This window comes from Paracoccus sp. TD-10, from assembly GCF_048270675.1.
GTDB lineage: Bacteria > Pseudomonadota > Alphaproteobacteria > Rhodobacterales > Rhodobacteraceae > Paracoccus > Paracoccus pantotrophus.
The window spans coordinates 460500-484020 of record NZ_CP182418.1; the positions used below are offsets into that span (position 1 = coordinate 460500).

At 65.0% G+C, this 23521-nt stretch carries 14 protein-coding genes and 1 pseudogene; 2 read left to right on the plus strand and 13 right to left on the minus strand.

Going from position 1 to position 23521, the window contains the following annotated elements:
• Nucleotides 1–186 precede the first annotated feature (186 nt).
• Nucleotides 187–1158, minus strand: a pseudogene (locus ACNKFW_RS02350) (IS256 family transposase); the annotation flags it as partial.
• A gap of 119 nt (nucleotides 1159–1277) precedes the next feature.
• On the opposite strand from ACNKFW_RS02350, the gene istA reads away from it, so the two are divergent.
• A complete protein-coding gene (gene istA / locus ACNKFW_RS02355; protein WP_418024715.1) occupies nucleotides 1278–2777 on the plus strand; it encodes an IS21 family transposase in 1500 nt (499 codons plus the stop codon).
• A complete protein-coding gene (istB, locus tag ACNKFW_RS02360) occupies nucleotides 2777–3505 on the plus strand; it encodes an IS21-like element helper ATPase IstB (protein ID WP_062562743.1) in 729 nt (242 codons plus the stop codon). The genes istA and istB overlap by 1 nt, the downstream gene beginning before the upstream one ends.
• Before the next feature lie 208 nt (nucleotides 3506–3713).
• Here the strand turns inward: istB and ACNKFW_RS02365 are convergent, their stop codons facing one another.
• The 12 genes from ACNKFW_RS02365 to ACNKFW_RS02420 all read right to left on the minus strand — a co-directional run bounded on the left by ACNKFW_RS02365 (nucleotide 3714) and on the right by ACNKFW_RS02420 (nucleotide 23510).
• Nucleotides 3714–4316, minus strand: a complete 603-nt coding sequence (locus ACNKFW_RS02365; protein ID WP_418024716.1) for a plasmid pRiA4b ORF-3 family protein — start codon at nucleotides 4314–4316, stop codon at nucleotides 3714–3716.
• The gene (tnpC, locus tag ACNKFW_RS02370) at nucleotides 4313–5965 is read right to left on the minus strand and encodes an IS66 family transposase (RefSeq protein WP_418024717.1); all 1653 of its coding nucleotides are present in this window, start codon (nucleotides 5963–5965) and stop codon (nucleotides 4313–4315) included. The genes ACNKFW_RS02365 and tnpC (ACNKFW_RS02370) overlap by 4 nt, the downstream gene beginning before the upstream one ends.
• Before the next feature lie 58 nt (nucleotides 5966–6023).
• The gene (gene tnpB / locus ACNKFW_RS02375; RefSeq protein WP_112312267.1) at nucleotides 6024–6374 is read right to left on the minus strand and encodes an IS66 family insertion sequence element accessory protein TnpB; all 351 of its coding nucleotides are present in this window, start codon (nucleotides 6372–6374) and stop codon (nucleotides 6024–6026) included.
• Nucleotides 6371–6781: an IS66-like element accessory protein TnpA gene (gene tnpA, locus ACNKFW_RS02380; RefSeq protein WP_120441954.1), complete on the minus strand. Its 411-nt coding sequence runs from the start codon at nucleotides 6779–6781 to the stop codon at nucleotides 6371–6373. The genes tnpB (ACNKFW_RS02375) and tnpA (ACNKFW_RS02380) overlap by 4 nt, the downstream gene beginning before the upstream one ends.
• Nucleotides 6782–6889: 108 nt before the next feature.
• Nucleotides 6890–7492, minus strand: coding sequence for a plasmid pRiA4b ORF-3 family protein (locus ACNKFW_RS02385; protein WP_418024716.1), 603 nt, complete (start codon nucleotides 7490–7492; stop codon nucleotides 6890–6892).
• Nucleotides 7489–9141 carry an IS66 family transposase gene (tnpC, locus tag ACNKFW_RS02390; protein ID WP_418024717.1) on the minus strand — a complete coding sequence of 551 codons (1653 nt, stop codon included), beginning with the start codon at nucleotides 9139–9141 and terminating at the stop codon, nucleotides 7489–7491. The genes ACNKFW_RS02385 and tnpC (ACNKFW_RS02390) overlap by 4 nt, the downstream gene beginning before the upstream one ends.
• A 58-nt stretch (nucleotides 9142–9199) precedes the next feature.
• Nucleotides 9200–9550 carry an IS66 family insertion sequence element accessory protein TnpB gene (gene tnpB, locus ACNKFW_RS02395; protein ID WP_112312267.1) on the minus strand — a complete coding sequence of 117 codons (351 nt, stop codon included), beginning with the start codon at nucleotides 9548–9550 and terminating at the stop codon, nucleotides 9200–9202.
• The gene (gene tnpA, locus ACNKFW_RS02400; protein ID WP_120441954.1) at nucleotides 9547–9957 is read right to left on the minus strand and encodes an IS66-like element accessory protein TnpA; all 411 of its coding nucleotides are present in this window, start codon (nucleotides 9955–9957) and stop codon (nucleotides 9547–9549) included. The genes tnpB (ACNKFW_RS02395) and tnpA (ACNKFW_RS02400) overlap by 4 nt, the downstream gene beginning before the upstream one ends.
• Nucleotides 9958–10159: 202 nt before the next feature.
• Entirely contained in the window at nucleotides 10160–11158 is a 999-nt protein-coding gene (locus ACNKFW_RS02405; protein ID WP_157403916.1) for a hypothetical protein, read from the minus strand.
• Nucleotides 11155–16857: a hypothetical protein gene (locus tag ACNKFW_RS02410; protein WP_017998339.1), complete on the minus strand. Its 5703-nt coding sequence runs from the start codon at nucleotides 16855–16857 to the stop codon at nucleotides 11155–11157. Before ACNKFW_RS02410 ends, ACNKFW_RS02405 begins: the two co-directional genes overlap by 4 nt.
• Nucleotides 16858–16869: 12 nt before the next feature.
• Nucleotides 16870–17427, minus strand: a complete 558-nt coding sequence (locus tag ACNKFW_RS02415) for a hypothetical protein (RefSeq protein WP_157403915.1) — start codon at nucleotides 17425–17427, stop codon at nucleotides 16870–16872.
• A 14-nt stretch (nucleotides 17428–17441) separates the two neighbouring features.
• Nucleotides 17442–23510, minus strand: coding sequence for a DEAD/DEAH box helicase (locus tag ACNKFW_RS02420; RefSeq protein ID WP_017998338.1), 6069 nt, complete (start codon nucleotides 23508–23510; stop codon nucleotides 17442–17444).
• Nucleotides 23511–23521 lie beyond the last annotated feature (11 nt).

Here is a 23521-nt window from a genome sequence, read left to right on the forward strand (position 1 = left end):
TCCGGTAACCCTGGTGCCAAACTGAGGACTACTTTTGAAATCTCAGCTGTGGGAGTTCAATCATGCTGGGTAAATTGAGGGCATAGCTATAGCAAGCATATATAGAAATGGCGAAGATGCGTTCAGGACGATAGTGTCCCACGCCGTGGTGTAGGAGCGCCGACCTTCGGAGAGGTCAGGGCCTGATCAGGTAGCCACGGCGGGCAGCCTGACGGTTGGATTTTCGGTTACGCGGCCAAGCGTTTCAAGCGACATGTAGCGCCTGGCGACCGCCCATTCGTCGTTGGTCTCGAGCATCAGCGCGCCGACGAGGCGGATGATGGCCTCGTCGTTGGGGAAGATGCCGATGACGTCGGCGCGCCGCTTCACCTCGCGGTTCACCCGCTCCAGCGGGTTCGTGCTGGCGATCTGGGTCCAGTGCTCGCGTGGGAAGGACATGTAGGCCAGCACGTCGTCACGGGAGGCATCCATCAGGGCCCCGAGCTTGGGCTGCTTTTCGCGGAGCGCGTCGGCCACGATCTCCCACTGGGCTTCAGCCTCGGCCCGGGTCTCCTGTGCGAAGATCGTCTTCAGCATCGCCGCCACGGCGGTGCGCTGCTTGGCCGGAGCGTGAGCCAGGGCGTTGCGCATCCAGTGAATGCGGCACCTCTGGTGGGTGGCGTTGAAGACCCGACGTGCCGCAGCCCGCAGGCCCTTGTGGTCGTCGGCGATCACCAGCTTCACGCCGCGCAGGCCCCGGTCGGCCAGGGACCGTAGGAACTCGGTCCAGAAGGTCTCGGCTTCGGATGGCCCGGTGGCGACACCCAGAACCTCGCGCTTGCCGTCCTCGTTGACCGCCACCGCAATTATCACCGCCTTGCTGATGATGCGCCCGCCTTCCCGGACCTTGAGGTATGTGGCGTCCAGCCAGAGATAGGGCCACGCGCCCTCCAGAGGCCGGGAGAGGAAGGCGTTCACTCGTTCGTCGATCTCGGCGCAGAGGCGACTGACCTGGCTCTTCGACATGCCGCCCGCGCCCATGGCCTTGACCAGATCGTCGACCGAGCGCGTCGAGACACCATGGACGTAGGCCTCCTGGATGACGGCCACCAAGGCCTTCTCCGCCGTGCGGCGCGGCTCCAGGAAGCTGGGGAAATAGCTGCCCTTGCGCAGCTTGGGGTGTTGTCCGGCGTGGAATAAGGACCCCCCTTCTGGGGTGATCGGCGTCCAAAAGGGACCCCACCGGCCAGGGGTTGGGTCCATTGTGCTTCCGCTGATTATCGGAGGCCGAGCGCGGGATGCTGATCGTGGAGACAATCGCAAAAATCAGGCGGCTGCATTTTACCGAGGGCAAGGGGATCAAGACGATCTGCCGTGACCTGAAGCTGTCGAAAAAGGTGGTGCGCAAGGTGATCCGCACCGGGATAACGGAGTTCACCTACACCCGGACGGTTCAGCCACGCCCGAAGCTGGGCGCCTGGCTGGACGACCTGAGCCGGCTGTTGGCGATCAACGCGGCTCGTGGGCGCCGGGAACGCCTGACGCTGATCCAGATCTACGAGGAACTGCGCGGCCTTGGCTATGAAGGCGGGTATGATGCGGTCCGCCGCTACGCCTCGGTCTGGGCGCGCACTCAAAGCTCCGGTGCCTCGTCCGCCTTCGTGCCGCTGAGTTTTGCCCCCGGCGAAGCCTATCAGTTCGACTGGAGCCACGAGGTTGTCCTGATCGATGGGGCGACCACCACGATCAAGGTGGCCCATGTTCGCCTGTGCCACAGCCGGATGTTCTTCGTGCGGGCCTATCCGCGCGAGACGCAGGAGATGGTGTTCGATGCCCATGATCGGGCTTTCGCCTTCTTCAAGGGCACCTGCACCCGCGGGATCTACGACAACATGAAGACGGCGGTGGAGACCATCTTTGTCGGCAAGGAGCGCCTCTACAATCGTCGGTTCCTGCAGATGGCCAGCCACTATCTGGTCGAGCCCGTCGCCTGCACCCCGGCCTCGGGCTGGGAGAAGGGTCAGGTGGAGAGCCAGGTCGGCACGGTTCGCCAACGGTTCTTCTCACCCCGGGTCAGGGTCAAGAGCTACGAGGAACTGAATGCCTGGCTGCTGGACAAGTGCATCGCCTCGGCCAGGAGCAGCAAGCATCCGGAGTTGACGGACAAGACCATCTGGGAAGTCTTTCAGGAAGAACGCCCGCACCTCGTCCCTTATGCCGGGCGCTTCGACGGCTTCCACTCGCTGCCTGCGGCGGTATCGAAGACCTGCCTCGTGCGGTTCGACAACAACAAATACTCTGTCGCGGCAACGGCTGTCGGGCGGCCGGTCGAGATCAGGGCCTATGCGGAACGGATCGAGATCCGGCAGGAAGGGCGGCTGGTCGGGGACCATCCCCGTCACTTCGGGCGGGACCGGACAATCTACAATCCCTGGCACTATGTGCCTGTCCTGCTTCGCAAACCCGGGGCGCTGCGCAATGGCGCACCGTTCAAGGACTGGGTTCTGCCCGGCGCCCTCGAGCAGATCCGTCGCAAGCTGCAGGGCTCCTCGGACGGTGACCGCCAGATGGTGAAGATCCTCGGCGCCGTGCTGACGGAGGGAGTTCCCGCCGTGCAGAAGGCCTGCGCCGAAGCGCTCTCGCAGGGCGTCCACTCCGCCGATGTGATCCTCAACATCCTGTCCCGCAGGTGCGACCCGGAGCCGCCACCCTTGCTGCTCACCTCTCCGGCCTTGCGCCTGACCCATGAACCGGTGGCCGACTGTGCCCGCTATGACCTGCTGCGGAGGGCCGGCTGATGGATCGTGCAGAGATCATGGCAGCGATGGGCGAGCTGAAGCTCTACGGCATGCGCGCCGCTTACGACGAACTCATGGCGGTGGCTGTGCGCCGCCAGCACGAACCCCGCCAGATCGTCGGAGATCTTCTGGCCGCCGAGATCAACGAGAAGAAGGCGCGCTCGGTCAAATACCAGATCACCACCGCCAAGCTGCCCTATGCCCGGGAGATCGAGGAGTTCACCTTCGATGATACGCCGATCAACGAGACGCTGGTGCGCGACCTGGCCAGCGGGGAATTCCTCAGCCAGCAGCGCAATGTCGTGCTGGTCGGCGGCACCGGGACCGGCAAGACCCATATCTCCGTGGCGATCGCGCGCGCCGTCATCCGCAACGGCGCTCGCGGCCGCTTCTTCAACGTTGTGGACCTCGTGAACAGGCTGGAGGCCGAGGGCCGTGCAGGGCGGGCCGGCCGGCTGGCCGAGCATCTCATGCGGCTCGACTTCGTCATTCTCGATGAACTCGGATATCTGCCATTCGCGCAGTCCGGCGGCCAGTTGTTGTTCCATCTGATCAGCAAGCTCTACGAGCAGACTTCCGTCATCGTCACCACCAACCTCGCATTCGGAGAGTGGCCGACCGTCTTCGGAGACGCGAAGATGACCACCGCGCTGCTCGATCGTCTCACCCACCATTGCGACATCGTCGAAACCGGCAACGACAGCTGGCGCATCAAAACACGAGCCTGACCGCCTTCGAAACGCAGGCCCGCGTCGGCTGCGCCAGCTGGAAAGCTACGCCGCCACGGGCCTGCTCAACCGCGAGCCAAAGGGGTCACTTTTGGGCGCCGATCGGGGGGCCCGTTTGGATGCCGATTGACAGGCTGAGGGAGGTATTCGAGCGCCCCGCAAGTTAATGCGTAACCATCCGGCGTAGGCCGCGGACGGGTGTCCGTGCTCAGGGAGTGGGCTTGGGTGCTTTGGGCTTGCCGGGCCGCGGGGACCATTTCTTCGCGAGTTGGTCAAAGCGTTCGACGATCCTGTCGATCCTGGCATCTTCGGGATCGAAGGATGCACCTGACCAGCCGACCATGTCGTCGTGCTGCTCGTGGTCCGGATCTGCGAGGGCTTCGAGGAATTCCTCGTAGCCCGGAGCACCGCCGACATCCTCGGGCGGGCAGGCCCCGCTGGCCTTCAGAAGCCTTGGATAGGTCACGCCCGGGCTGGCCTCGGTGACCCGCTCGATCCGGATGCTGTGGTCCCAGTCATCGCCGAAGTCGTAGACATACTGGAGCGTCCTGACGCCGGTATCCTCGAGCACCTTCTGCAGCGTCGCCTTCTTCGCGGGCATCGGGCCGTCGTAGAATCCGTCCGGACCGGGCACGCCCCAGCCGGCGCCACCGGCCCGGAATTCGTAGAGATGGCTGTCCGTCCAGCCCATCGCCGCCTGGACCACCTCATGCAGCCGGTCGAGCCTGATCTTCAGCGGCACCTCGATATGGCGCATCGGCTGAGGATCGACGTCGTTCAGAAGGATCCGGAGGCGGGCGATCAGGGTCATGCGGCCCTCCTTTGCGGTATTTGCGACCAGTTCCAGGGAAGAAGTTCCGGCAGGCGCGACAGGGGTATGTCCGGCAGCCGGGCAAGGACATCGGCCAGCCAGGCCTGCGGGTCGACGTCATTCATCCTGGCCGTGACGATCAGGGAGTACATGAAGGCGGCGCGGTCGCCACCGCGCGGAGATCCGGCGAAGAGCCAAGCCTTGCGGCCGAGGGCAATGCCGCGGAGGGCACGTTCGGCCGCATTGTTCGTCAGGCAGATGCGGCCATCATCGAGGAAGCAGGTGAAGGCGTCCCAGCGGCCGTCCTCCTCGAACATGTAGTTGATCGCCTTGGCGACGGGGTTGTGCTTCGACATTCGGGCGCGTTCGGTCCGCAACCAGTTGTGCAGATCCTGGACCATCGGGCGCACCAGCCGCTGACGGGCGTCATGGCGGGCCTCGGCGGTCAGGCCGGTGATCTCGCGCTCGGCATCGAAGATGGCGTCGAAGCGTTTGACGGCCTCCAGCGCGATGGGCGAGATCTCTACGGCCACCTTTTTGCCCTTGCGGGCTGTGGCTTTGATATCCGCCAGTTCGAAGAACTTGCGCCGGGCATGGGACCAGCACAGTGCCCTGCGCACCGGGGCAGGCTTGTGGCCCGCGTCGTAAACGCCGTTGTAGCCACCATAGGCATCGGCTTGGAGAATGCCGGTCCAGTCCGCCAGGTGCCGTGTCGGGTGCTCCATCCGTCGGTCGGTTGAGAAGTAATAGAGGGCCGCTGGCGGCGCCTCGCCTGCGAAGGGCCGATCATCGCGTAGATAGGTCCAGAGCCGGGCCGTCTGCGTGCCGCCCTTGGCCATGAGCGGCACGGTTGTGTCATCGGCATGCAATCGTTCTGCCGCAAGGACATGGACGCGGATCAGATCGTGGATCGGCTGCAGCGCCACGGCACAGGCCCCGACCTGATCGGCCAGGGTCGAGAGGCTGATCTCGACGCCCTCCTTCGCATAGCGCTCGGCCTGCCTGTTCAGGGGCTGATGCTGGCCAAACTTCTCGAACAGCACCATGGCCAGCAGGTTCGGGCCGGCCCAGCCCCGGGGTGTCGGGTGGAACGGCGCTGGCGGCTGGCTGATCTTCTCGCAGTCGCGGCAGGTGAACTTCTCGCGGACGGTTTGCACGACCTTCCACTGCCGCGGGATCACCTCCAGCGTCTCGGTGATGTCTTCGCCCATCTTCACGATGCGCGAGGACCCGCAGCAAGTGCAGGAAGTCGGCGCCTTAACCACGACGCGCTCGCGGGGCAAATGCCCGGGGAACGGCTTGCGGGCTGGGCGGCGGCGTTCGAAGGCCGCGACCATCGCCCTCGGGCCCGTCGCCTCGGCTTTGGCCCGGTCATCGGCAATGTCGGTCTCGATGTCTTCGAGCTGCATCTCCAGTTGCTCGATCAGCCGGGCATGGCGTTCGGCACCATGGCCATATTGCTCGCGGCGGAGTTTGGCGATCTGCAGTCGGAGGTGCCGGATCATGTCTTCAGAGGCCGAGACGATCGCCTGAACCTGGGTCAACTCCCCCTTGGCGGCGACCAAGGCGTCCTCTGCGGCAGATGCGCGAGCCTCTGCCGCGGCGAGTGCGGCGCGCAGAACAGCGATCTCCGAGGTGGTCTCCGACATGCCGAAGACCTATCACGAAACCCCGGAATAGTCCAATAAAACAAGGGTATTTTGGCTATCAACCCGCCGAGGCAGGCCGCTGCGTCCAGCGCGGATTGCGCCAGTCGATTCCTTCCAGAAGATAGCCGAGCTGCGCCGCCGAAACCGGAACGGCTGAGCCATTCTGGCTCACCGGCCAGATGAACTTCCCCGCCTCCAGCCGCTTCAGATACAGCGACATGCCGACCCCGTCGTGCCACAACACCTTGATCAGGTCACCCTTGCGCCCCCGGAAGCAGAAGATCTCGCCACCGTGCGGATCGCGACCCAGGCCCTGCTGGACCTTCAGCGCCAGGCTGTTCATCCCGCACCGCATGTCCGTCACCCCGCCTGCAATCCACACGCGCGCCCCCGCCGGAAAGGCGATCATGCGCTGTCCAGCACCGGAAGCAGCCGCGCCAGAATGACCGGGTCAATTCCCGCAGGAACCACGAGGTGCCGGCCATTCACCAGTGTGATCGCGACTGTGACGGCATCGGAGATCTCCAGCTCTGCCGCAGGTGATACCGATACAGGCACAGGTTCGGCAGCAATCATCACCGGCGCAAAGGTCAGGGCAGGCTCATTTCCGAGAAGGCCCTCGCGATAGTCCTTCCGCCAGCGCGTCAGCAACGCGCGAGAGATATCGTGACGCCGCGCCGTCAGCGCCACGCTGCGCGGGCGCGACAGGCTTTCCTCGACGATACGGATCTTCTCGGCAGCCGACCAGCGACGCCGCCGACCACTATCGGTCACCGAGAGAACCTCGACTTGGGAACTGAAGCTATGGGTGTCCATAGCTTCAGCCTCCTACATCCATCCCACCTTCAGCGTCAGACGGTCCTCACCGGGAGCTTACGTTAATGCCGTAACCATCCGGCGTAGGCCGCGGACGGGTGTCCGTGCTCAGGGAGTGGGCTTGGGTGCTTTGGGCTTGCCGGGCCGCGGGGACCATTTCTTCGCGAGTTGGTCAAAGCGTTCGACGATCCTGTCGATCCTGGCATCTTCGGGATCGAAGGATGCACCTGACCAGCCGACCATGTCGTCGTGCTGCTCGTGGTCCGGATCTGCGAGGGCTTCGAGGAATTCCTCGTAGCCCGGAGCACCGCCGACATCCTCGGGCGGGCAGGCCCCGCTGGCCTTCAGAAGCCTTGGATAGGTCACGCCCGGGCTGGCCTCGGTGACCCGCTCGATCCGGATGCTGTGGTCCCAGTCATCGCCGAAGTCGTAGACATACTGGAGCGTCCTGACGCCGGTATCCTCGAGCACCTTCTGCAGCGTCGCCTTCTTCGCGGGCATCGGGCCGTCGTAGAATCCGTCCGGACCGGGCACGCCCCAGCCGGCGCCACCGGCCCGGAATTCGTAGAGATGGCTGTCCGTCCAGCCCATCGCCGCCTGGACCACCTCATGCAGCCGGTCGAGCCTGATCTTCAGCGGCACCTCGATATGGCGCATCGGCTGAGGATCGACGTCGTTCAGAAGGATCCGGAGGCGGGCGATCAGGGTCATGCGGCCCTCCTTTGCGGTATTTGCGACCAGTTCCAGGGAAGAAGTTCCGGCAGGCGCGACAGGGGTATGTCCGGCAGCCGGGCAAGGACATCGGCCAGCCAGGCCTGCGGGTCGACGTCATTCATCCTGGCCGTGACGATCAGGGAGTACATGAAGGCGGCGCGGTCGCCACCGCGCGGAGATCCGGCGAAGAGCCAAGCCTTGCGGCCGAGGGCAATGCCGCGGAGGGCACGTTCGGCCGCATTGTTCGTCAGGCAGATGCGGCCATCATCGAGGAAGCAGGTGAAGGCGTCCCAGCGGCCGTCCTCCTCGAACATGTAGTTGATCGCCTTGGCGACGGGGTTGTGCTTCGACATTCGGGCGCGTTCGGTCCGCAACCAGTTGTGCAGATCCTGGACCATCGGGCGCACCAGCCGCTGACGGGCGTCATGGCGGGCCTCGGCGGTCAGGCCGGTGATCTCGCGCTCGGCATCGAAGATGGCGTCGAAGCGTTTGACGGCCTCCAGCGCGATGGGCGAGATCTCTACGGCCACCTTTTTGCCCTTGCGGGCTGTGGCTTTGATATCCGCCAGTTCGAAGAACTTGCGCCGGGCATGGGACCAGCACAGTGCCCTGCGCACCGGGGCAGGCTTGTGGCCCGCGTCGTAAACGCCGTTGTAGCCACCATAGGCATCGGCTTGGAGAATGCCGGTCCAGTCCGCCAGGTGCCGTGTCGGGTGCTCCATCCGTCGGTCGGTTGAGAAGTAATAGAGGGCCGCTGGCGGCGCCTCGCCTGCGAAGGGCCGATCATCGCGTAGATAGGTCCAGAGCCGGGCCGTCTGCGTGCCGCCCTTGGCCATGAGCGGCACGGTTGTGTCATCGGCATGCAATCGTTCTGCCGCAAGGACATGGACGCGGATCAGATCGTGGATCGGCTGCAGCGCCACGGCACAGGCCCCGACCTGATCGGCCAGGGTGGAAAGGCTGATCTCGACGCCCTCCTTCGCATAGCGCTCGGCCTGCCTGTTCAGGGGCTGATGCTGGCCAAACTTCTCGAACAGCACCATGGCCAGCAGGTTCGGGCCGGCCCAGCCCCGGGGTGTCGGGTGGAACGGCGCTGGCGGCTGGCTGATCTTCTCGCAGTCGCGGCAGGTGAACTTCTCGCGGACGGTTTGCACGACCTTCCACTGCCGCGGGATCACCTCCAGCGTCTCGGTGATGTCTTCGCCCATCTTCACGATGCGCGAGGACCCGCAGCAAGTGCAGGAAGTCGGCGCCTTAACCACGACGCGCTCGCGGGGCAAATGCCCGGGGAACGGCTTGCGGGCTGGGCGGCGGCGTTCGAAGGCCGCGACCATCGCCCTCGGGCCCGTCGCCTCGGCTTTGGCCCGGTCATCGGCAATGTCGGTCTCGATGTCTTCGAGCTGCATCTCCAGTTGCTCGATCAGCCGGGCATGGCGTTCGGCACCATGGCCATATTGCTCGCGGCGGAGTTTGGCGATCTGCAGTCGGAGGTGCCGGATCATGTCTTCAGAGGCCGAGACGATCGCCTGAACCTGGGTCAACTCCCCCTTGGCGGCGACCAAGGCGTCCTCTGCGGCAGATGCGCGAGCCTCTGCCGCGGCGAGTGCGGCGCGCAGAACAGCGATCTCCGAGGTGGTCTCCGACATGCCGAAGACCTATCACGAAACCCCGGAATAGTCCAATAAAACAAGGGTATTTTGGCTATCAACCCGCCGAGGCAGGCCGCTGCGTCCAGCGCGGATTGCGCCAGTCGATTCCTTCCAGAAGATAGCCGAGCTGCGCCGCCGAAACCGGAACGGCTGAGCCATTCTGGCTCACCGGCCAGATGAACTTCCCCGCCTCCAGCCGCTTCAGATACAGCGACATGCCGACCCCGTCGTGCCACAACACCTTGATCAGGTCACCCTTGCGCCCCCGGAAGCAGAAGATCTCGCCACCGTGCGGATCGCGACCCAGGCCCTGCTGGACCTTCAGCGCCAGGCTGTTCATCCCGCACCGCATGTCCGTCACCCCGCCTGCAATCCACACGCGCGCCCCCGCCGGAAAGGCGATCATGCGCTGTCCAGCACCGGAAGCAGCCGCGCCAGAATGACCGGGTCAATTCCCGCAGGAACCACGAGGTGCCGGCCATTCACCAGTGTGATCGCGACTGTGACGGCATCGGAGATCTCCAGCTCTGCCGCAGGTGATACCGATACAGGCACAGGTTCGGCAGCAATCATCACCGGCGCAAAGGTCAGGGCAGGCTCATTTCCGAGAAGGCCCTCGCGATAGTCCTTCCGCCAGCGCGTCAGCAACGCGCGAGAGATATCGTGACGCCGCGCCGTCAGCGCCACGCTGCGCGGGCGCGACAGGCTTTCCTCGACGATACGGATCTTCTCGGCAGCCGACCAGCGACGCCGCCGACCACTATCGGTCACCGAGAGAACCTCGACTTGGGAACTGAAGCTATGGGTGTCCATAGCTTCAGCCTCCTACATCCATCCCACCTTCAGCGTCAGACGGTCCTCACCGGGAGCTTACTTAATGCCTGCGGTATCGACGCGAAACCTGATCGGTTAGTGTCTCGTCATTAATTGCGGATGCGACACGCCAAATAGTAGAAAAAGAGCTGGGCCTGCTAGCCGAGGTCGCAACCGAAATGGATCGAGGCGTCGCCAGATTTCAGTTGCGAAGGAGTCTTAGTGCATCTTCAGGAGGCACAGGTTGGCGGTGGGCGAGCGCATTGCGTGCCCGCACAAGCACATCAAGCCGATCGGTCTCTTGTCGGGTCAGAGCCCCGCGTAACTGAAAACGAAGCGCACCCAGCTCAATTTCTTCGATTGAGGCCACACCGAGGCCACGCAGATGATCATCGAGCCTTAGCCGGCTCCGATGCGCTGCCACAATCTCAAGTCGTCTACTCTCGATCTCGGGAAACAAAGCTGTCAACTGCGCCTTCCAGATGCGTTGCTGTATTTCGCTCTTTCGCTGACCGGCGAGAATGGCTAGCGGGCATGGGGTCTCTTGTCCAAGGATCGGGGCCTCGGCGCGGCGCGAAAGCCACGCTACTGGATCGGCCAAGTCATCGAGACCAGCCTGTACCAGCGACGCCGCGAGGTCCAGCCGCCAAGCACACAGCTCCACTGCGAGCACTACTGCCAATTCTCCGGCCAAGCCGTCGCGCGTTGCGGGAAGATGCTCTTCTGCCCAGATCACTCGGTCTCCCCGGCGCAGCCCTTTCTGCCAGTTCTGAGGCATTGCCTCGGCCGGAATAGCCAGGTCCGCCGGTATGTCGGTCACCAGCAACGCTGGGCCGGCGCGCCCCGAAGCACGGGCAGCCGCAAAACGCTCCAGGAATACAGACCAAACTGCCACGTCATTTGGTCCGATTTCCGAGAGCGATATGATACCGAGTTCCTCGTCCAGTACTGGATTGAGCAGCGCCTCGAGCGTTGGCGCGGTACCGAAGGCATCAGCCACGGCGGCGGCGGGGGACTGGCCAATATCCGCGCGGAACTCGACGGGCGGATGCCGTAGGTGAGCCCTTAGCGCTGCCTCGACGCCGGGCGGACGGCTCGGGTCCGAAGGAAGCACGGCGATTCCATGATCGAGCCGCCGCGCTAAGTCATTAAGCCACCTGCCGAGGCCTGGCAGACTCCACGGATCCGGATCTGCCGTCATTCAGCGAACAGTCTGCCCAGCGGGGTGAGGATCGGTGCAGCGTCGGGTGTCCGCCCTTGGCGAAGTGTTCCGAAGGTGGCGAGGCGTTCCAGCCTTTGCGCAGTCGCGTCGGGACACTCGCCCAAGAAATCCGCGAGCGACGGATCGAGGTCCTCAAGTTGGTGAAGCGTGTTCAGGCAATTCAAGTCGGCTTGATCAAGACCCAAAGATTCCGCTGACAGCGGCGTTTTCGCCGCCCAGTCTGCAAGATCCTCGGCACGGCCAGCGACCGGTCGAACCGCCAGGTCCGACAGGAAATGGCGAAGCGCCTCCAGACGGGCCGGCGCTCCGCCCGTTGCAGCCATGAGCGCAGCTCGCGTTGGCGCATCGTCCAGAGCTGGAACGAAGCCCTCGTCTGCCAGCCAATGCCGCAGCATCGCCTCGGACCACGCACCAGCATCAAAGACGATCATCCCATCCGCAGGTGAAGTGACATGCGACACGCACCAGATCGGCAGCACGTCTCCCCGCTCGACCTTCGGTTGGCGGGCGAGCTGCGCCGCGGAAGAAGGCGACCAATCACCCTCAATCACAAGAGCCGCAGGTCCTGTCTTGACCCTGTCAAGCGCGCGCCGGACCTGCGCGTCGTCGCTCTTGGTTCGGATATGGTTGCCTTCGGGCAGCCAGAGACGTGCTGCAGCAAGAACGCGGCCCGCGACATCACCACCGACAATCGCAGCAGAAGATCGGACCAAACGTATACCGGGAACGCGCCGATCAAACACTCTGTCGAGGTCACGGTCGGATAGAGGGGCGCGCGCACCGGGTATTTCGGGCGCGAGCAACCGGAAAAATAGCGCCGCGTCGTATGCGGGGTCGTCCTCACGTTCGTCGAGCCGAAGGAGAGCGTCCTCCAGTTCCTCTTGCCGCCCCAACATCTGCGCCACTTGGGCATTTCGCAACCCATACCGTTTGTCGGGAAACCGGCTGAGGATGCCAAGATCTACCAGCTCCTCAAGGAGTTCCTCGAAATCAGTCATCGCTGGTTGAGCGAGCGCCTTCGGCCAATGTGTGATCCTGCGAATCTCGGCTGCCGTCAGCCCCTGTGCCAGAACCTTGTTGTCGCCGCCTGCCGCTTCGAGCCGGTGCAGCGCGATTGAGCGGGCAATACAGTCGTAACGGACATCGAGGTTCAGCGTTAACTGAAAGCGATCGCGGATCTGATCGGCGATCCTCTCCGCAGCAGCGCCCTCGAAAAGGCTCTCTCGGTCCAATTTCCAGCGCGGTCCAACGTTGCCTGCGCGCGGCCGCCTGCCGAAGCTTTCAACGATCTGCCGGCCAAAGACCTGCACAAGAGATGGATAGTAGTTCATTCGCGCCAACATGTCCGAAACGAGTTCCTGTTCGGAATAGTCAAGACCGGCCGCGCGCATCGGCTCAACCGCGAGCTGCCGTAGAGCGGTACGGTTTGCGGGGCTCTGGTTCATAGGCCCAATGCAGATTGGCTCGCCAAGATGCGGCAGCGGTGAGTTTGGCGCCCGCGCCATCCGTCGGACATTGTGCAGGCCCGCGAATACCGCCTTGAAGCGCCGTCCGGTCCTCTCCATGAGCCCCTTGAGCGGCAGGAGGTGGGGATACCCGGCGGCATGTTCGGTGCGCAGGAAGTTGTCGGCCTCGTCGAACATTGCAAGCAGACGACGTGCGGGGTCGCGGTCGAGCCAGGTCTCAACTGCAGCAACCAGTTCCTTGGGGTCGGACTCGATCTCCTGAAATTCCGCGAACCTGCGCAACTCATGAGCAAGTGATTGCCAGATGCCCTCGGCCGGCACACCTGGCCCTCCGATAGACCTGATGTCGAGATAGAGCGCCAGTTCGCCGCGCTCCGGCCGATGCCGCTCTCCGCGAATGTGGTTGAGAAGAACCGACTTGCCCAACTGCCGACCGCCGTAGATCAGGCAACCCTCTGCGTTGCGAGAAACGATCCGGTCGATCTCGGCCTCGCGACCGAAAAAGATCTCGGGCGGAATCCGGCCGGGGCTGATCGTATACGGCTGAACCCATGCAAAGGGCATCGCACAATCGAAAAGAGTTGCGAGCGTATCGTCGCTTTCGAGACCCGCGAAGAGCAGAAGCGGTTCGTCGAGAAAGACAGCTGAACGCGCCTCGGACCTCATCTGGCGTGCAAGGCGTTGACGATCTTTGACGTCAAGCCTGTTGAATAGCACAACGATCCAAGGCGCATCGGGGGCTTCGCTTCCGATTTGGCGCAGGAGCTGGTCGATGGGCACATCCGCGCGTGCCGCTAGCAGTTGATAGCGTCCGCCCGCGACACTGCCGAACGCGGGGGGAAGGAAGCCGTCTGCCCGGCGCGGCACATCGCAGTTCATCGTCAGCAGCCGAAGCCGTCCAGGCAGGGCTTCGCGCCCGTCGGCAAGGCGCACTCCACTGAATCCGATCAACTCGAACAGCTTCGCCAAAGCCTCGCGCAGCCGAGCAGGCTGGCTCTGCCGCAGCGCGTTCTCTCCCTGACCCCAAGATTCTAGAAGCTGCTTGAGCCTGCGGGCGCGCCGCTCGTCGATGCTTGCCAGGTTGATTGGCCCAGCCGATCCTCGCGTTTCCAAGGCAGCCTGAATTCGCCCTCGCTTGGTCTCTTCAGGTTCTGCCGCGATGTCAGCGACAAAGCCGGGAAAGAATCGGGCAAAAACATCGGGAACAGCAACTTCTGGCATCGGGACCGCTCGTCCCGCCTTGATCTCGGCGATCGCGTCGTCGGCAGTAACTGGATCCAAGCGGTCGAAGACCGCGAGAAGCTCCCGCGCCGATTCCCCCTGTGGCAAGGCCATGAGCCGTTCCAGTTCCAGCCGCTGACGCTCGGCAATCTGCTCCTGCAGACGGTCCCGGCGCACTTCCATCTCGGCAAGGAGGGAATCGAGTTCTGGAAAGTCTGGCGGCAGATCAGGCCGTCGAATTCTGTTCAGTGCCGGCAACATCACGTCGTCACCCTTGTCCGAGGCGACCAAGGCGGAATCGATGAGGGCGAGTCGTGACAGATCACCGGGTAGCGCCGTTGCAGCGTCGAGATCAAGGTAACCGATCGTCGTCAAGGATTGCCGAAGACGTGCCACACGCTCGCGCGCCTTTCGGCGGGCAGCTTCAAGCACCTCGTCGAGCTGCTGCCGTCGAGAATCGTATTGATTTTTGGGTAGGTCGCTCTCATGCAGTCGGTCTAGGAGGCGTTGCGCGGCGAGCACCGCCGTCTCTTTCAGCCTCGCGTCGAATGCAAGGGATACGTTCGGTGCAATCAACTCCGGCCTAACGAGAGCGGCGGCAAGGCGACGATCGCGCAACGCACGCTCGGAATCAAAGGCAGGACCGTCATCCTCGGTCCAGTCCTGACAACCGCCGGGCAGTCGCAGTAGCGGGGATTCGAGCAGATCTTGAATGCGGGGCGTGACCGAAAGTGCCGCCCGACCTTCGATGAGTTTCCGCAAATCGTCGAGCTTGTCGGCCAGAACGAGACCAGAAGCTTCGGCAAGTTTCCCTTCGCCTTCGGTCGGCCCGCTAACGCGAATGTCCAGGGCCTTTCGTACGGGTCCAAGAGCGCGCAGCAGCCGCTCGCGGCTGTGATCCTGCGTCAGCCGAGCATCCTGGCGCCGCGCTTCAATCCAGTCGGCGAATTGATCGCAGGCCTCCTGAATCCCTCGACAAAACCAATCGAGCGCCATGCCTTCGATCCGGTCCCGTCTTGGGCGGCCACTGCGCCGTTCGGCTTCGGAAACGAAAGCCTCCTGCGCATTCCTATCATGGGCAAGCCTGTCGATCAGATCCTGCGCAAGCGCCTCTGCGTTCTCGGCCCCGGCCAACACAGCCTCGGCGACACGTCCAATCTCACCCTCTTGGTGAAGCTCTCTGTGGAATATCGCGTAAGTCGGCTGATGCACCGTCTTTCGGTGCCGTGCTTCAGCCAACCACCCCTCGAGGCGCCTGCGCATGGCCGGTTCCGCCGACGGCGGTCGATTCCCGGCAAGTTCGGCAAGCAGTCCAGCCGACAGCCGCACATCGTAGCCAAGGTTGACGAGCGCCTCGATCAGCGGTGCTTGTGCTTCGAGCCCCGGCAAGCCAACGAGGTTTTCCAGAATGCCGCGGGCTCCGTGATCGGGGTCGAACAGGGCCGGGCGCAACAGCGCTGCTAGGGCTAGCCTCCCCGCCGCGACGGGATCGGTCGCTTCGGGCAAAGCGGCCGCAAGTTCGGCAAGCGCACTGCTGCGCCTCGGATCCGCCATGTCCTCGGGCTGATGTATGGCGGGAAGGATCGCCAACGTCCGCAGGATCGGCGCCGATACTGGTGTCTTTACAAGCCGCGCCAGATGCCAAGCGAAGGCGATCTCGCCCGCGGAAAGATACTGTGCGAGCAGTTCTTCCGGATCCGTCCCTTCCGGAATTGGCGATAAGTCCGGCGGAACGTGCGCCGCCTCCGGTAACGCTTCTTGCGTGAAATCAGTTTTGCTCAGAATGGCTGTCTCAAGCTCAGGCTCAGGCTCAGGCTGCGCATTGCTCTCGGCCTCTGCGCTGCTCTCAGGCCGAGCAGCGCCAAGCTGCATCGTTGCCTCTTTCGCCGTTTCCGGCTTGTCGGCGTCCGGCGAAGCATCGTCCGGGTGGTTTGCAATCTGCACCGGGACCTCCGGTTCAGGTGACGCCGCCTCCGCGATTGATCCCGGCTCGGGTTCGTCCTTGGCGGAATCAGGTTCGGTGCCGTTTCCTGCGGATGTGTCCTTTGGTTCTTCCTGCGATAGTAGCGCAAGCAGTGCCGCGAATACCTTATCCCGATCAGTGCGAGCCGAATACGCTTGGATCCCCTGCTCCTTCGCGCGCGACGACAAATCTGGGAGACGCTCGTAGGCCCGAGCCTCTGCAGCAGCGCGCACCTCACGATCTGCCGCCTCGAACGCATTTTCGGCCTCTAGAGCAGCTTGATAAGCAATCTCTGCCTCCGCGAGTGTTTCCTCGATCCGGTCGAGGCTCTCGGCGGAAGCATCCTCGGGCCAAGCGTCGGCCAGATCCGGATCGAGTGTAATGAGCCGGTCACGCAAGGCGTCTGCTCGTAGACGGATGTTCTCCTCCGCAGCGTCAGCTGCAGCAGCGGTGCGACAAGCCTCGTACAGCGCCTCGGCCAGCTCTACCAAGCGCGCGGCCGCTTCGACGTCGGGCCGATCCAAGCTTTGCGCACCGTCGGCAAGACCTTGAGCGAGAGTCATCCAGTCGCGAGCCGAAGGAGCTTCTTTCCCTCCCGCCTCCGCAGGCGAGACCGGCGCCATGGATGAATCTATCCCTACGAGACCGAGGTAGATTCGGTGCACTTCTCGCTCTGGTGTTCCGAAGGGGAAATGGTCCTCCGGAATGTCGTGAATCTCATCAGAAGTCAGTTCCCCCGCGGATCGGGTCACCAGCCAGCGTAGTGCGCGAAATCCGAAGGTCTTGGTCATATCCCCGGACCGCTTCATACGGTCGTCATAGCGACGCAGGCGCGCATGATCTCCTGATGCAATGATGCGGAGGAGGCCGTCGTAGAAGTCAGCGTCGTTCTTTAGCCGATCCTCCGGGATTATATCGAAAAAAAGATCCTTGTTCTTTCGCCGATCGCTCCTCGCAATCGGAAATATCTCCTGTGCGAGATCTGCGCTAAGGCTGGCCATAGGATCGGGTAGGATGTTGTCGTCCATCTGAGCCCCGCGTCAGTCGAGTTTTTTCGCTATGTGAGCGCGAGAGATCTGGCGCTCGACGATGTGAATGGATGCTGTTCTCAGGCGAAGTGCGTGCGTAGGCGGGTTCGCGGTAAAGTCGTGGTGCGAACAGCCCTCGCCCCTCCAGCGGCCAAAGACTTGGTCGAGCAGCGTATATGGACGCCGCCGGTGAGCTAATTCGAATTTCCAAGAGCGATGGCGTAGCAACGTCGGCTCACTGATTAATGTGACATGGTTTTCAAGAAGTGAAATCTGCAACGCGGCCTTCCGATGTGCATTCGACGTGAAAGTACTGTGTAGCAGGCTCCGGTCTTGGTCGTCGAGATGCCCGTGTCTGCGACGAACATCCTTTCCGTCTTCGCGCCGGTCCTTCGCTTTGCACCCTGCATGGCCGAGCCCAGAACGGAGCGGTGCCGCTTTTCGAGGCTTCGGTCGGTTGGTCGACCGACCTTCGCTATCGATCGTCCTTTGCCGGCCGATCGCCTGATGCAGTGATTTCGGGATCGGCTGATCGAAGAAGATCCGTGCCTTGTGGTCGTTCTGGCTCACTACCTATCACACCCCTACCAAGTTACCCAGAGCGGCGAGGGCTGTTGACCTTCTCCTTGGATCACGACAGCGGTCTCGATCCGCATCAACTCGGCAGCCTGACGCGCTGGCTCGGCCTCGCCGTCGAAGCGCACCGGGCGTCCCGGGGTGCGCCAAGCGCCCAAACCCTGATCGAGATGAATCGTGACCGCCGTGCCGTCGGCAAAGTCAAGCCGCAGGCTCCGGGCGTGGGCACAGGCGTCCTTGGGTCGGAGCGACACCGAGGCGCTGGGCAGCAGCGCGCGCAGGACGGCGCCGCGCGTTGTATCCTCCGGCCAGGTGTGGTGCAGGGCCCGCGGCGGCTCCCGGTCGGCTCCGGAGCCCTGTTCAGAGACGACCTCGACCGCTGTTGCCTCGTTCCGGCCCGGCATGGCATACAGGATCCCCGCGAGAAGGCGCACGGACAGTGGCGTGCGCAGGTAGCGGTCGCTGTACACGACACGAGCTACCGGACGCTTGCCCGCGAAGGCCTGCGGGCGAAGGGGCACCACCGCTTTCCAGAAGGCCTTGCCGAAACCGGCGACCGGTCCGTCAAACTGATGCCGGATGTCCACGTGGGCGCTGTTACCTTCGCCGAAGGCCGCAAGCTTAGCCAGAGAGAGCGCTGGGCCCATCTCGGCCGGAGCGTGCGCGCCAACGAGGGCTGGCGCGACGCTGACGTCGCCCCACGTTGGTCCGACTGTTGCAGCCGACGGTGCAGGGGTTGCGATCTGCTGATGGCGTCCGCCGGCCTCGAGCTCGGCGATGATGGGAAGGCCGCCCGCCATGGGCAGGTTTGCACAGGAGCGCAGCGACCCACCAGAGCGTGCGACAGCCCGCACCAGGTCGAGCTTCTGCGCGAAGGCTAGCTTTGGCACTTCCCCTGCAGGCAGCGCCAGCGCAACCTCGACGCCGCACCGCTGCGCCGCCGCGAGCAGTTCGGGGCCAGTCCAGTCCATGGCGTCCCAGCCGGTCGCGTCGCCGTGCAGGAAGAGCGTGAGGCGGGTCAGACCGCCTTGGGCGAGGGCGCGGCGTATCCAGTCGGGGACTGGTTCGGTGAGCACCCGCGTCGCCGGGCCGAAGACCTGCAAATCCTCGGGCAGGGACAGGCGCGGCAGGACCTCGCTGCGCAGCGCTTTAAGCGCGCCGGGTCGGTCCACCGGCCCGAGGTCGAACTGCAAATCGCGGCGCAGGATGCAGTCGGGGCAGCCATGAGCGCAGCGCGAGGGACAGTCGAGCCGCTCAGCCGCAGCGGTCAGCAGAGTGGGAAGATCCGTCTCGGCGGTGTTGGCAAAGCCAGAGCCGCCGGACGCCTTATCGTAAAGGAAGAACGACGACCGCCGCCCTCCATCCGCGCGAACGCTCGGAGCGACGCTGACACCCATAAGCTCGGCGTCGATTCCTAGCCGCTCCGCCAGCGCTTCTCGCACCGCCGCGCCGATCGCGAGCGCGCGGCCCTGGTCCGCCTCGGTCGCCTGAAGCGCCTCGAGACGCAGCTCGAACACATCTGTGGAAACTTCGTTGCCAAGCCGTACGTTGCGCCGGATCCGGCGCGAGCCCGTGTCGTTGCCCGGGCAAAGCCCGTCGTCGCGCGGGTTGTCACGGAGTTTCTGCAATGGCCGGTGACTACGCATACCCGCCGGCAGCGTTTCACTGTCTTCGCCGGTCTCAGCCTCGGCCCGGCCACAGGCTATGCAAATCGCGTAGCCCGCGCCCCCGGGCCCCGAGGAGGTCACAAGCACCTTGCCTTCTCGGCTGGTCCGCAGCGCGCCGGTGGCGGGATCGCTGAGCGAGACCCATGGCGCGCCTGCCGCCGACACGCGGGCGCGGTCGGGCGGCACGAAGGCGAGGGTCTCGTAGGCTGCATGTGGCTTGCTGGTGCCGAGAAAGCCGGACGGCCGCAGCAGCTCCCCCCGCCGTGTCCCGCTGCCACAGTCGGGGCAGGTGTCGACGGGCAGGCGCGACAGTCCGAAGGCGTTGCAGGACGGACAGCGCCATAGCGTGCGCAGGTCCTCGACCGATCCTGGCTCGCTCCTGTTGCCCCAAGTCGGCAGGATGCCGTCGGAGCGGTGCACGAGCCCGTCGATGACCACCTCGGCCCCGGGCGAGTAATCCCGGATCGCCATGTCGAGCGGGCGCGAGGGACCGCTTTCGCCGCCCGTCCGCCCGACATGGTCGAAGGCGACCACATCGACGGGAAAGCCATAGGCCGGGGTGAAGCCACGGCGTGCGAGTTCGGAGATCATGAATTCTTCCCGCATCCGCTTTGCGCGCCGCATGTAGAAGCCATGAGCGGGGTCACGCTCCGGATGGGCATCTTGCGCAGTCAGGAGCTGCCCATACTCCGCCATCCAGCGCTCGCGCATCCGGTCGAACGCGTCCGCCGCGCGCTCGGTCACTGCGGCGTTGCCTTCGAGCACGGTTCCACGAACGAGGTTCTGAAGGGCCTCAGCCACGGCTAGGCTGTCGGCCCACTCTCCCTGCAGCGCGACGAGGAACCCTTCGGCCGGGCTGTCGGGGAGCCACGGCGAGACCGTATCGGGCGTCGCGCCGAAGAAGGTACCGATGCCCGTAGTCACCCTGATGCCGCCTTCGCCGCGCAGGTACATCCCGAGAAGGAGCGCGTTGACATGGCGCTGAATTAGGACAGGCCCGTCGAGCCGCACCGCCGGCGCGCGTACCGCGCCCTTCAATAGGCGCGCGGGTTCGCGAAACACCATGCGGTCGAGCGGGAGGTCTTTGCAGAAGGTGAATGCCAGGGCCCATGGCTCGCCCCGGCGCCCGGCTCGGCCGACCCGCTGGCGGTAGTTGGCAGGCGCCGGCGGCACGTTCGTGTTCACCACGAGGCCCACGTCGGGAATGTCGACGCCCATCTCCATGGTGGTGGAGCAGTTGAGGATGTTGATCCGTCCTTTCCTGAACGCTTCTTCATACGTCTGAAGGCTGGCCCGGTCGATCTGAGCGGAATGCTCCTGCGCCCGCAGGAAGGGCGCGAACTCAGCAATCCGGTCGTGTATGTCGGTCCAGTGGCCCCGCTTGCGGAGCGAAGCCACCCTCCCGTCCTCTTCGAGCCAGCGCCGGACCTCCGCCCGCGCCTCGGCCGTCAGCCCCGTAGGCGCTGCCCCTGGCAGGCGCGGCATGTCGACGGGAGTAGCCAGGGCCTCGGCCTCGATTGCGTTGAGCGAAACGCCGGCAGGCGCAAAGGGCAGAAGCCGCCAAGTCTGCGGGCATTGCCAGGCGCGGTCGAGCCGCGCGACCTCCGCTCGTCGAAGGTCTAGCCGCCATGCATAGGGGCCGACCGCCCTCAGCAGGCGCGCGCTGCTAAAGGCCGTCCAGATCGCCGCGAGGACGGTGTCGACACGCCCCGCGTCTAGCGCGTTGTCGGGGGCACCGCCTGTCAGGCGGTAGAGCAGCCGCACTAGACTGCCACGCGTCGCGGCGGCAGTGGGAAAGCGGGACGGGCTGCGTACCGGGCTCTCGGCGTCAGGCGGCGTACCAGGCTCCATGACTGCCGAAAGCGCGCTGCGGGGCGAAATCCAGTGGCGCATGTCCACCGGATCCTGTGGCAGGTCGATGGCGAGGGTGGCGCGGAACACGATGTCCACCGCAGCATGGAGGACGTCCGCCCAGACCTTCGTATCGTGCCCGGCCTCGGCGAGCGGCGCCGGCACCTTGAGGCGCGCATGCTCCTCGAGCGCCGGGAAGACGAGCCGGGCGAGGCCCATGGTCTCGACGTTGTTTTGGAGCCGAGGCCGGCGGAAGAGTTCGCGGAACAGGAACAGTTCGGCGAGGTCGGCGGGCGTGTCGGCCAGATGCGCACCCCCGAGCGGGCGGCCGCGCCAGACCTCGGCGGCGAAGTCCGACAGTTCGGGGTTGGCGGCGAGGGTACCGCGCAGATCGGTCCAGGAGATACGGCCGGCACCGTCGGTCAGCGCAGCGAGCGCCTCCCGTTTCTCTTCGAGAAGGCCGCGCAGCGACGGCACGGCAACGACCGCTTGTTCCAGCCCTTCGATCTCGGCCTGCAGCGCGGCCGCTCTAGCCGGATCGCCCCCGCCGGCCTCTTGCACGGCATGGGTGATCACGGCGCGGGTCAAGTTGCGCTCGGCCTCTTGCTGGAGCTTGGCCGAAAACCGCGCGGTGCCCTGCCGGCTGTCGGTAAAGGACAAGAGCCTCCGTCCGCCGAAGGGCGCCGCCCCCGCGCCCTCGACGCGCGGCACGGCCTCAAGGAGCACGGGCATCGCGTTACCCATCAGGAACGGTGCGCCGAAGGTCTGCGGCCGAACGCCGGTGCGTGGCTCGTGGGCGCGCGCGCAACAGGCCCGATCGGCACGCTCTTCGACGATCCGAAGCGTCGCAACAAGGTCACTTGGCTCAGGCCGGTTCAGCAACGCGCCATCCGTGAGCCGAACTGCGATGTCGTCCCCGCTATCCTGCGCGGGGCCGAGCAGAACCTCGCGTGACGGCGTCGCCGCAGCGCCCTCTTCGGGGCTTGGGTCGGGCTCGACATCGAGCACGTACTCGTCCTCGTCGTCATCCCTGCGGGCCTGCGTCAGGTACTCGTGGGCCCCTTGCGCGAAGCGTTCAGCGAGGAGCCAGGGTGTTCCGCACTCGTCGCAGGCGCCGACCTCGAAGACCGGCGCGCTGCAGGTACAGCGCTCTCGTTCCTCAAGATGCACCTGGCCGTACGGCCAGTCCGAGCCTTCGGTGGAAAGCGCCGGGTGGCGATCCGGGCATGCTGGGTCGATGCAGGCCCAGAGTCCGGCCTGCGCCCGGTGGAATACGTGGAGCCGCCACGGCGCGAGGCGGAGATCGGATCCGGGAGCACACGCCCGTGCCGCAGCCTCCAGAACCGCGAACGCCTGATGCCGGGCCCCTCGATCGCCCGGATCCCCGAGCCCGAGGATCCCCGTCGCTGCGCCGAGCGTCAGCCCCCCGTCGCGCATCCGGGCGCGGGCGGCACGGATCCGCGGATCGGGCGCGAGCATCTGCCAGAGGCTCTCGTCCGGGACCGCCAGCGCCTCTCGGTCGAGCGCCGCTTGGGCGCCTTCGGGCGGCAGATCGGGCTCCCGCTCCTCGCCGGCGATGATCTCAACGCGATCCTCCGGCACGCCGCCCAGGTCCGCCACGAAGCGGCGCAGCGCCGCCGCCGTTTCCTGTCCTTCGCCGATGGTGGCGGAGGTCGCAGCGAGACGAACGTCTTCCGGGGCGACCCCGAACGCCTCCCGCACCCGGCGCAGCAGCAGCGCCATCTCTGCGGCCTGCGCGCCGACGTAGCTGTGCGCCTCGTCCAGCACGATCCAGCGCAGCGTGCCCTGCGAACGCTCGAGGATCGGTCCGTCCTGAGCCCGCATCAGCATGTATTCGAGCATCGTGGTGTTAGTGACGAGAATCGAGGGTGGATCCACCCGCAGCCGCTTGCGGTCCGGCACCATCCCGCCGCCGGGCCATTCATGGGGTGGCAGCGTCTCTTTGAGATGTCTGTTGTAGAGCGCGTAGGTGATCCTACCCGACAGGGGCGCAATCCACTCGCCGAGCCGCTCGCGCTGGCTGTCGATCAGAGCGTTCAGCGGGTAGAGGACGATGGCCTGCACGCCCCGCCGCCGCCCGGCTGGCGACTGCCGCAGGAGGTCGTTTAGCATCGGCACCATGAAGCACTCGGTCTTGCCCGAGCCGGTGCCGCTGGTGACGAGAAAGCTCCGCTCCTCGGCCGCGGCGGTCCAGGCGCGCATCTGGTGGAGATAGGGCGCGTGCTCAGCGCCGTGCCGTGGCCATCGGCGGTTCGGCGCCCCGTCTAGTGCGGCCACCAGATCCTCTTCCAAAAGTTTACCTGCCAGATCGTTCAGCGTGCGGTCAGCGCGTTTCCAGACCCGCGCGGCCTCGAACACCGGGTCGGCGAGGAACGCGTCCGCCTGTCCTGGCTCGGCCCGCAGGCGCGCGGAAAGCGCGGCGCGCAGGGCGACCGAGCGGACACGTCCTTTGGCCACCACCGCCGACGCGGCGCGCTCCGCGACCCGATCCAGGACCTCGGCGTAGCCCGAGCGGTTGGTGTCGATGCCGTCCTTCATTCTGCCGTCTT

Bases quoted from the DNA above. Each gene is read 5' to 3' on its own strand.
- ACNKFW_RS02410 (WP_017998339.1), bottom strand. From the start codon at position 16,857: ATGGACGACAACATCCTACCCGATCCTATGGCCAGCCTTAGCGCAGAT.
- ACNKFW_RS02365 (WP_418024716.1), bottom strand. From the start codon at position 4,316: ATGACCCTGATCGCCCGCCTCCGGATCCTTCTGAACGACGTCGATCCT.
- tnpC (WP_418024717.1), bottom strand. From the start codon at position 9,141: ATGTCGGAGACCACCTCGGAGATCGCTGTTCTGCGCGCCGCACTCGCC.
- ACNKFW_RS02385 (WP_418024716.1), bottom strand. From the start codon at position 7,492: ATGACCCTGATCGCCCGCCTCCGGATCCTTCTGAACGACGTCGATCCT.
- istA (WP_418024715.1), top strand. From the start codon at position 1,278: ATGCTGATCGTGGAGACAATCGCAAAAATCAGGCGGCTGCATTTTACC.
- ACNKFW_RS02420 (WP_017998338.1), bottom strand. From the start codon at position 23,510: ATGAAGGACGGCATCGACACCAACCGCTCGGGCTACGCCGAGGTCCTG.
- istB (WP_062562743.1), top strand. From the start codon at position 2,777: ATGGATCGTGCAGAGATCATGGCAGCGATGGGCGAGCTGAAGCTCTAC.
- ACNKFW_RS02405 (WP_157403916.1), bottom strand. From the start codon at position 11,158: ATGACGGCAGATCCGGATCCGTGGAGTCTGCCAGGCCTCGGCAGGTGG.
- tnpA (WP_120441954.1), bottom strand. From the start codon at position 9,957: ATGGACACCCATAGCTTCAGTTCCCAAGTCGAGGTTCTCTCGGTGACC.
- tnpB (WP_112312267.1), bottom strand. From the start codon at position 6,374: ATGATCGCCTTTCCGGCGGGGGCGCGCGTGTGGATTGCAGGCGGGGTG.
- tnpC (WP_418024717.1), bottom strand. From the start codon at position 5,965: ATGTCGGAGACCACCTCGGAGATCGCTGTTCTGCGCGCCGCACTCGCC.
- tnpB (WP_112312267.1), bottom strand. From the start codon at position 9,550: ATGATCGCCTTTCCGGCGGGGGCGCGCGTGTGGATTGCAGGCGGGGTG.
- tnpA (WP_120441954.1), bottom strand. From the start codon at position 6,781: ATGGACACCCATAGCTTCAGTTCCCAAGTCGAGGTTCTCTCGGTGACC.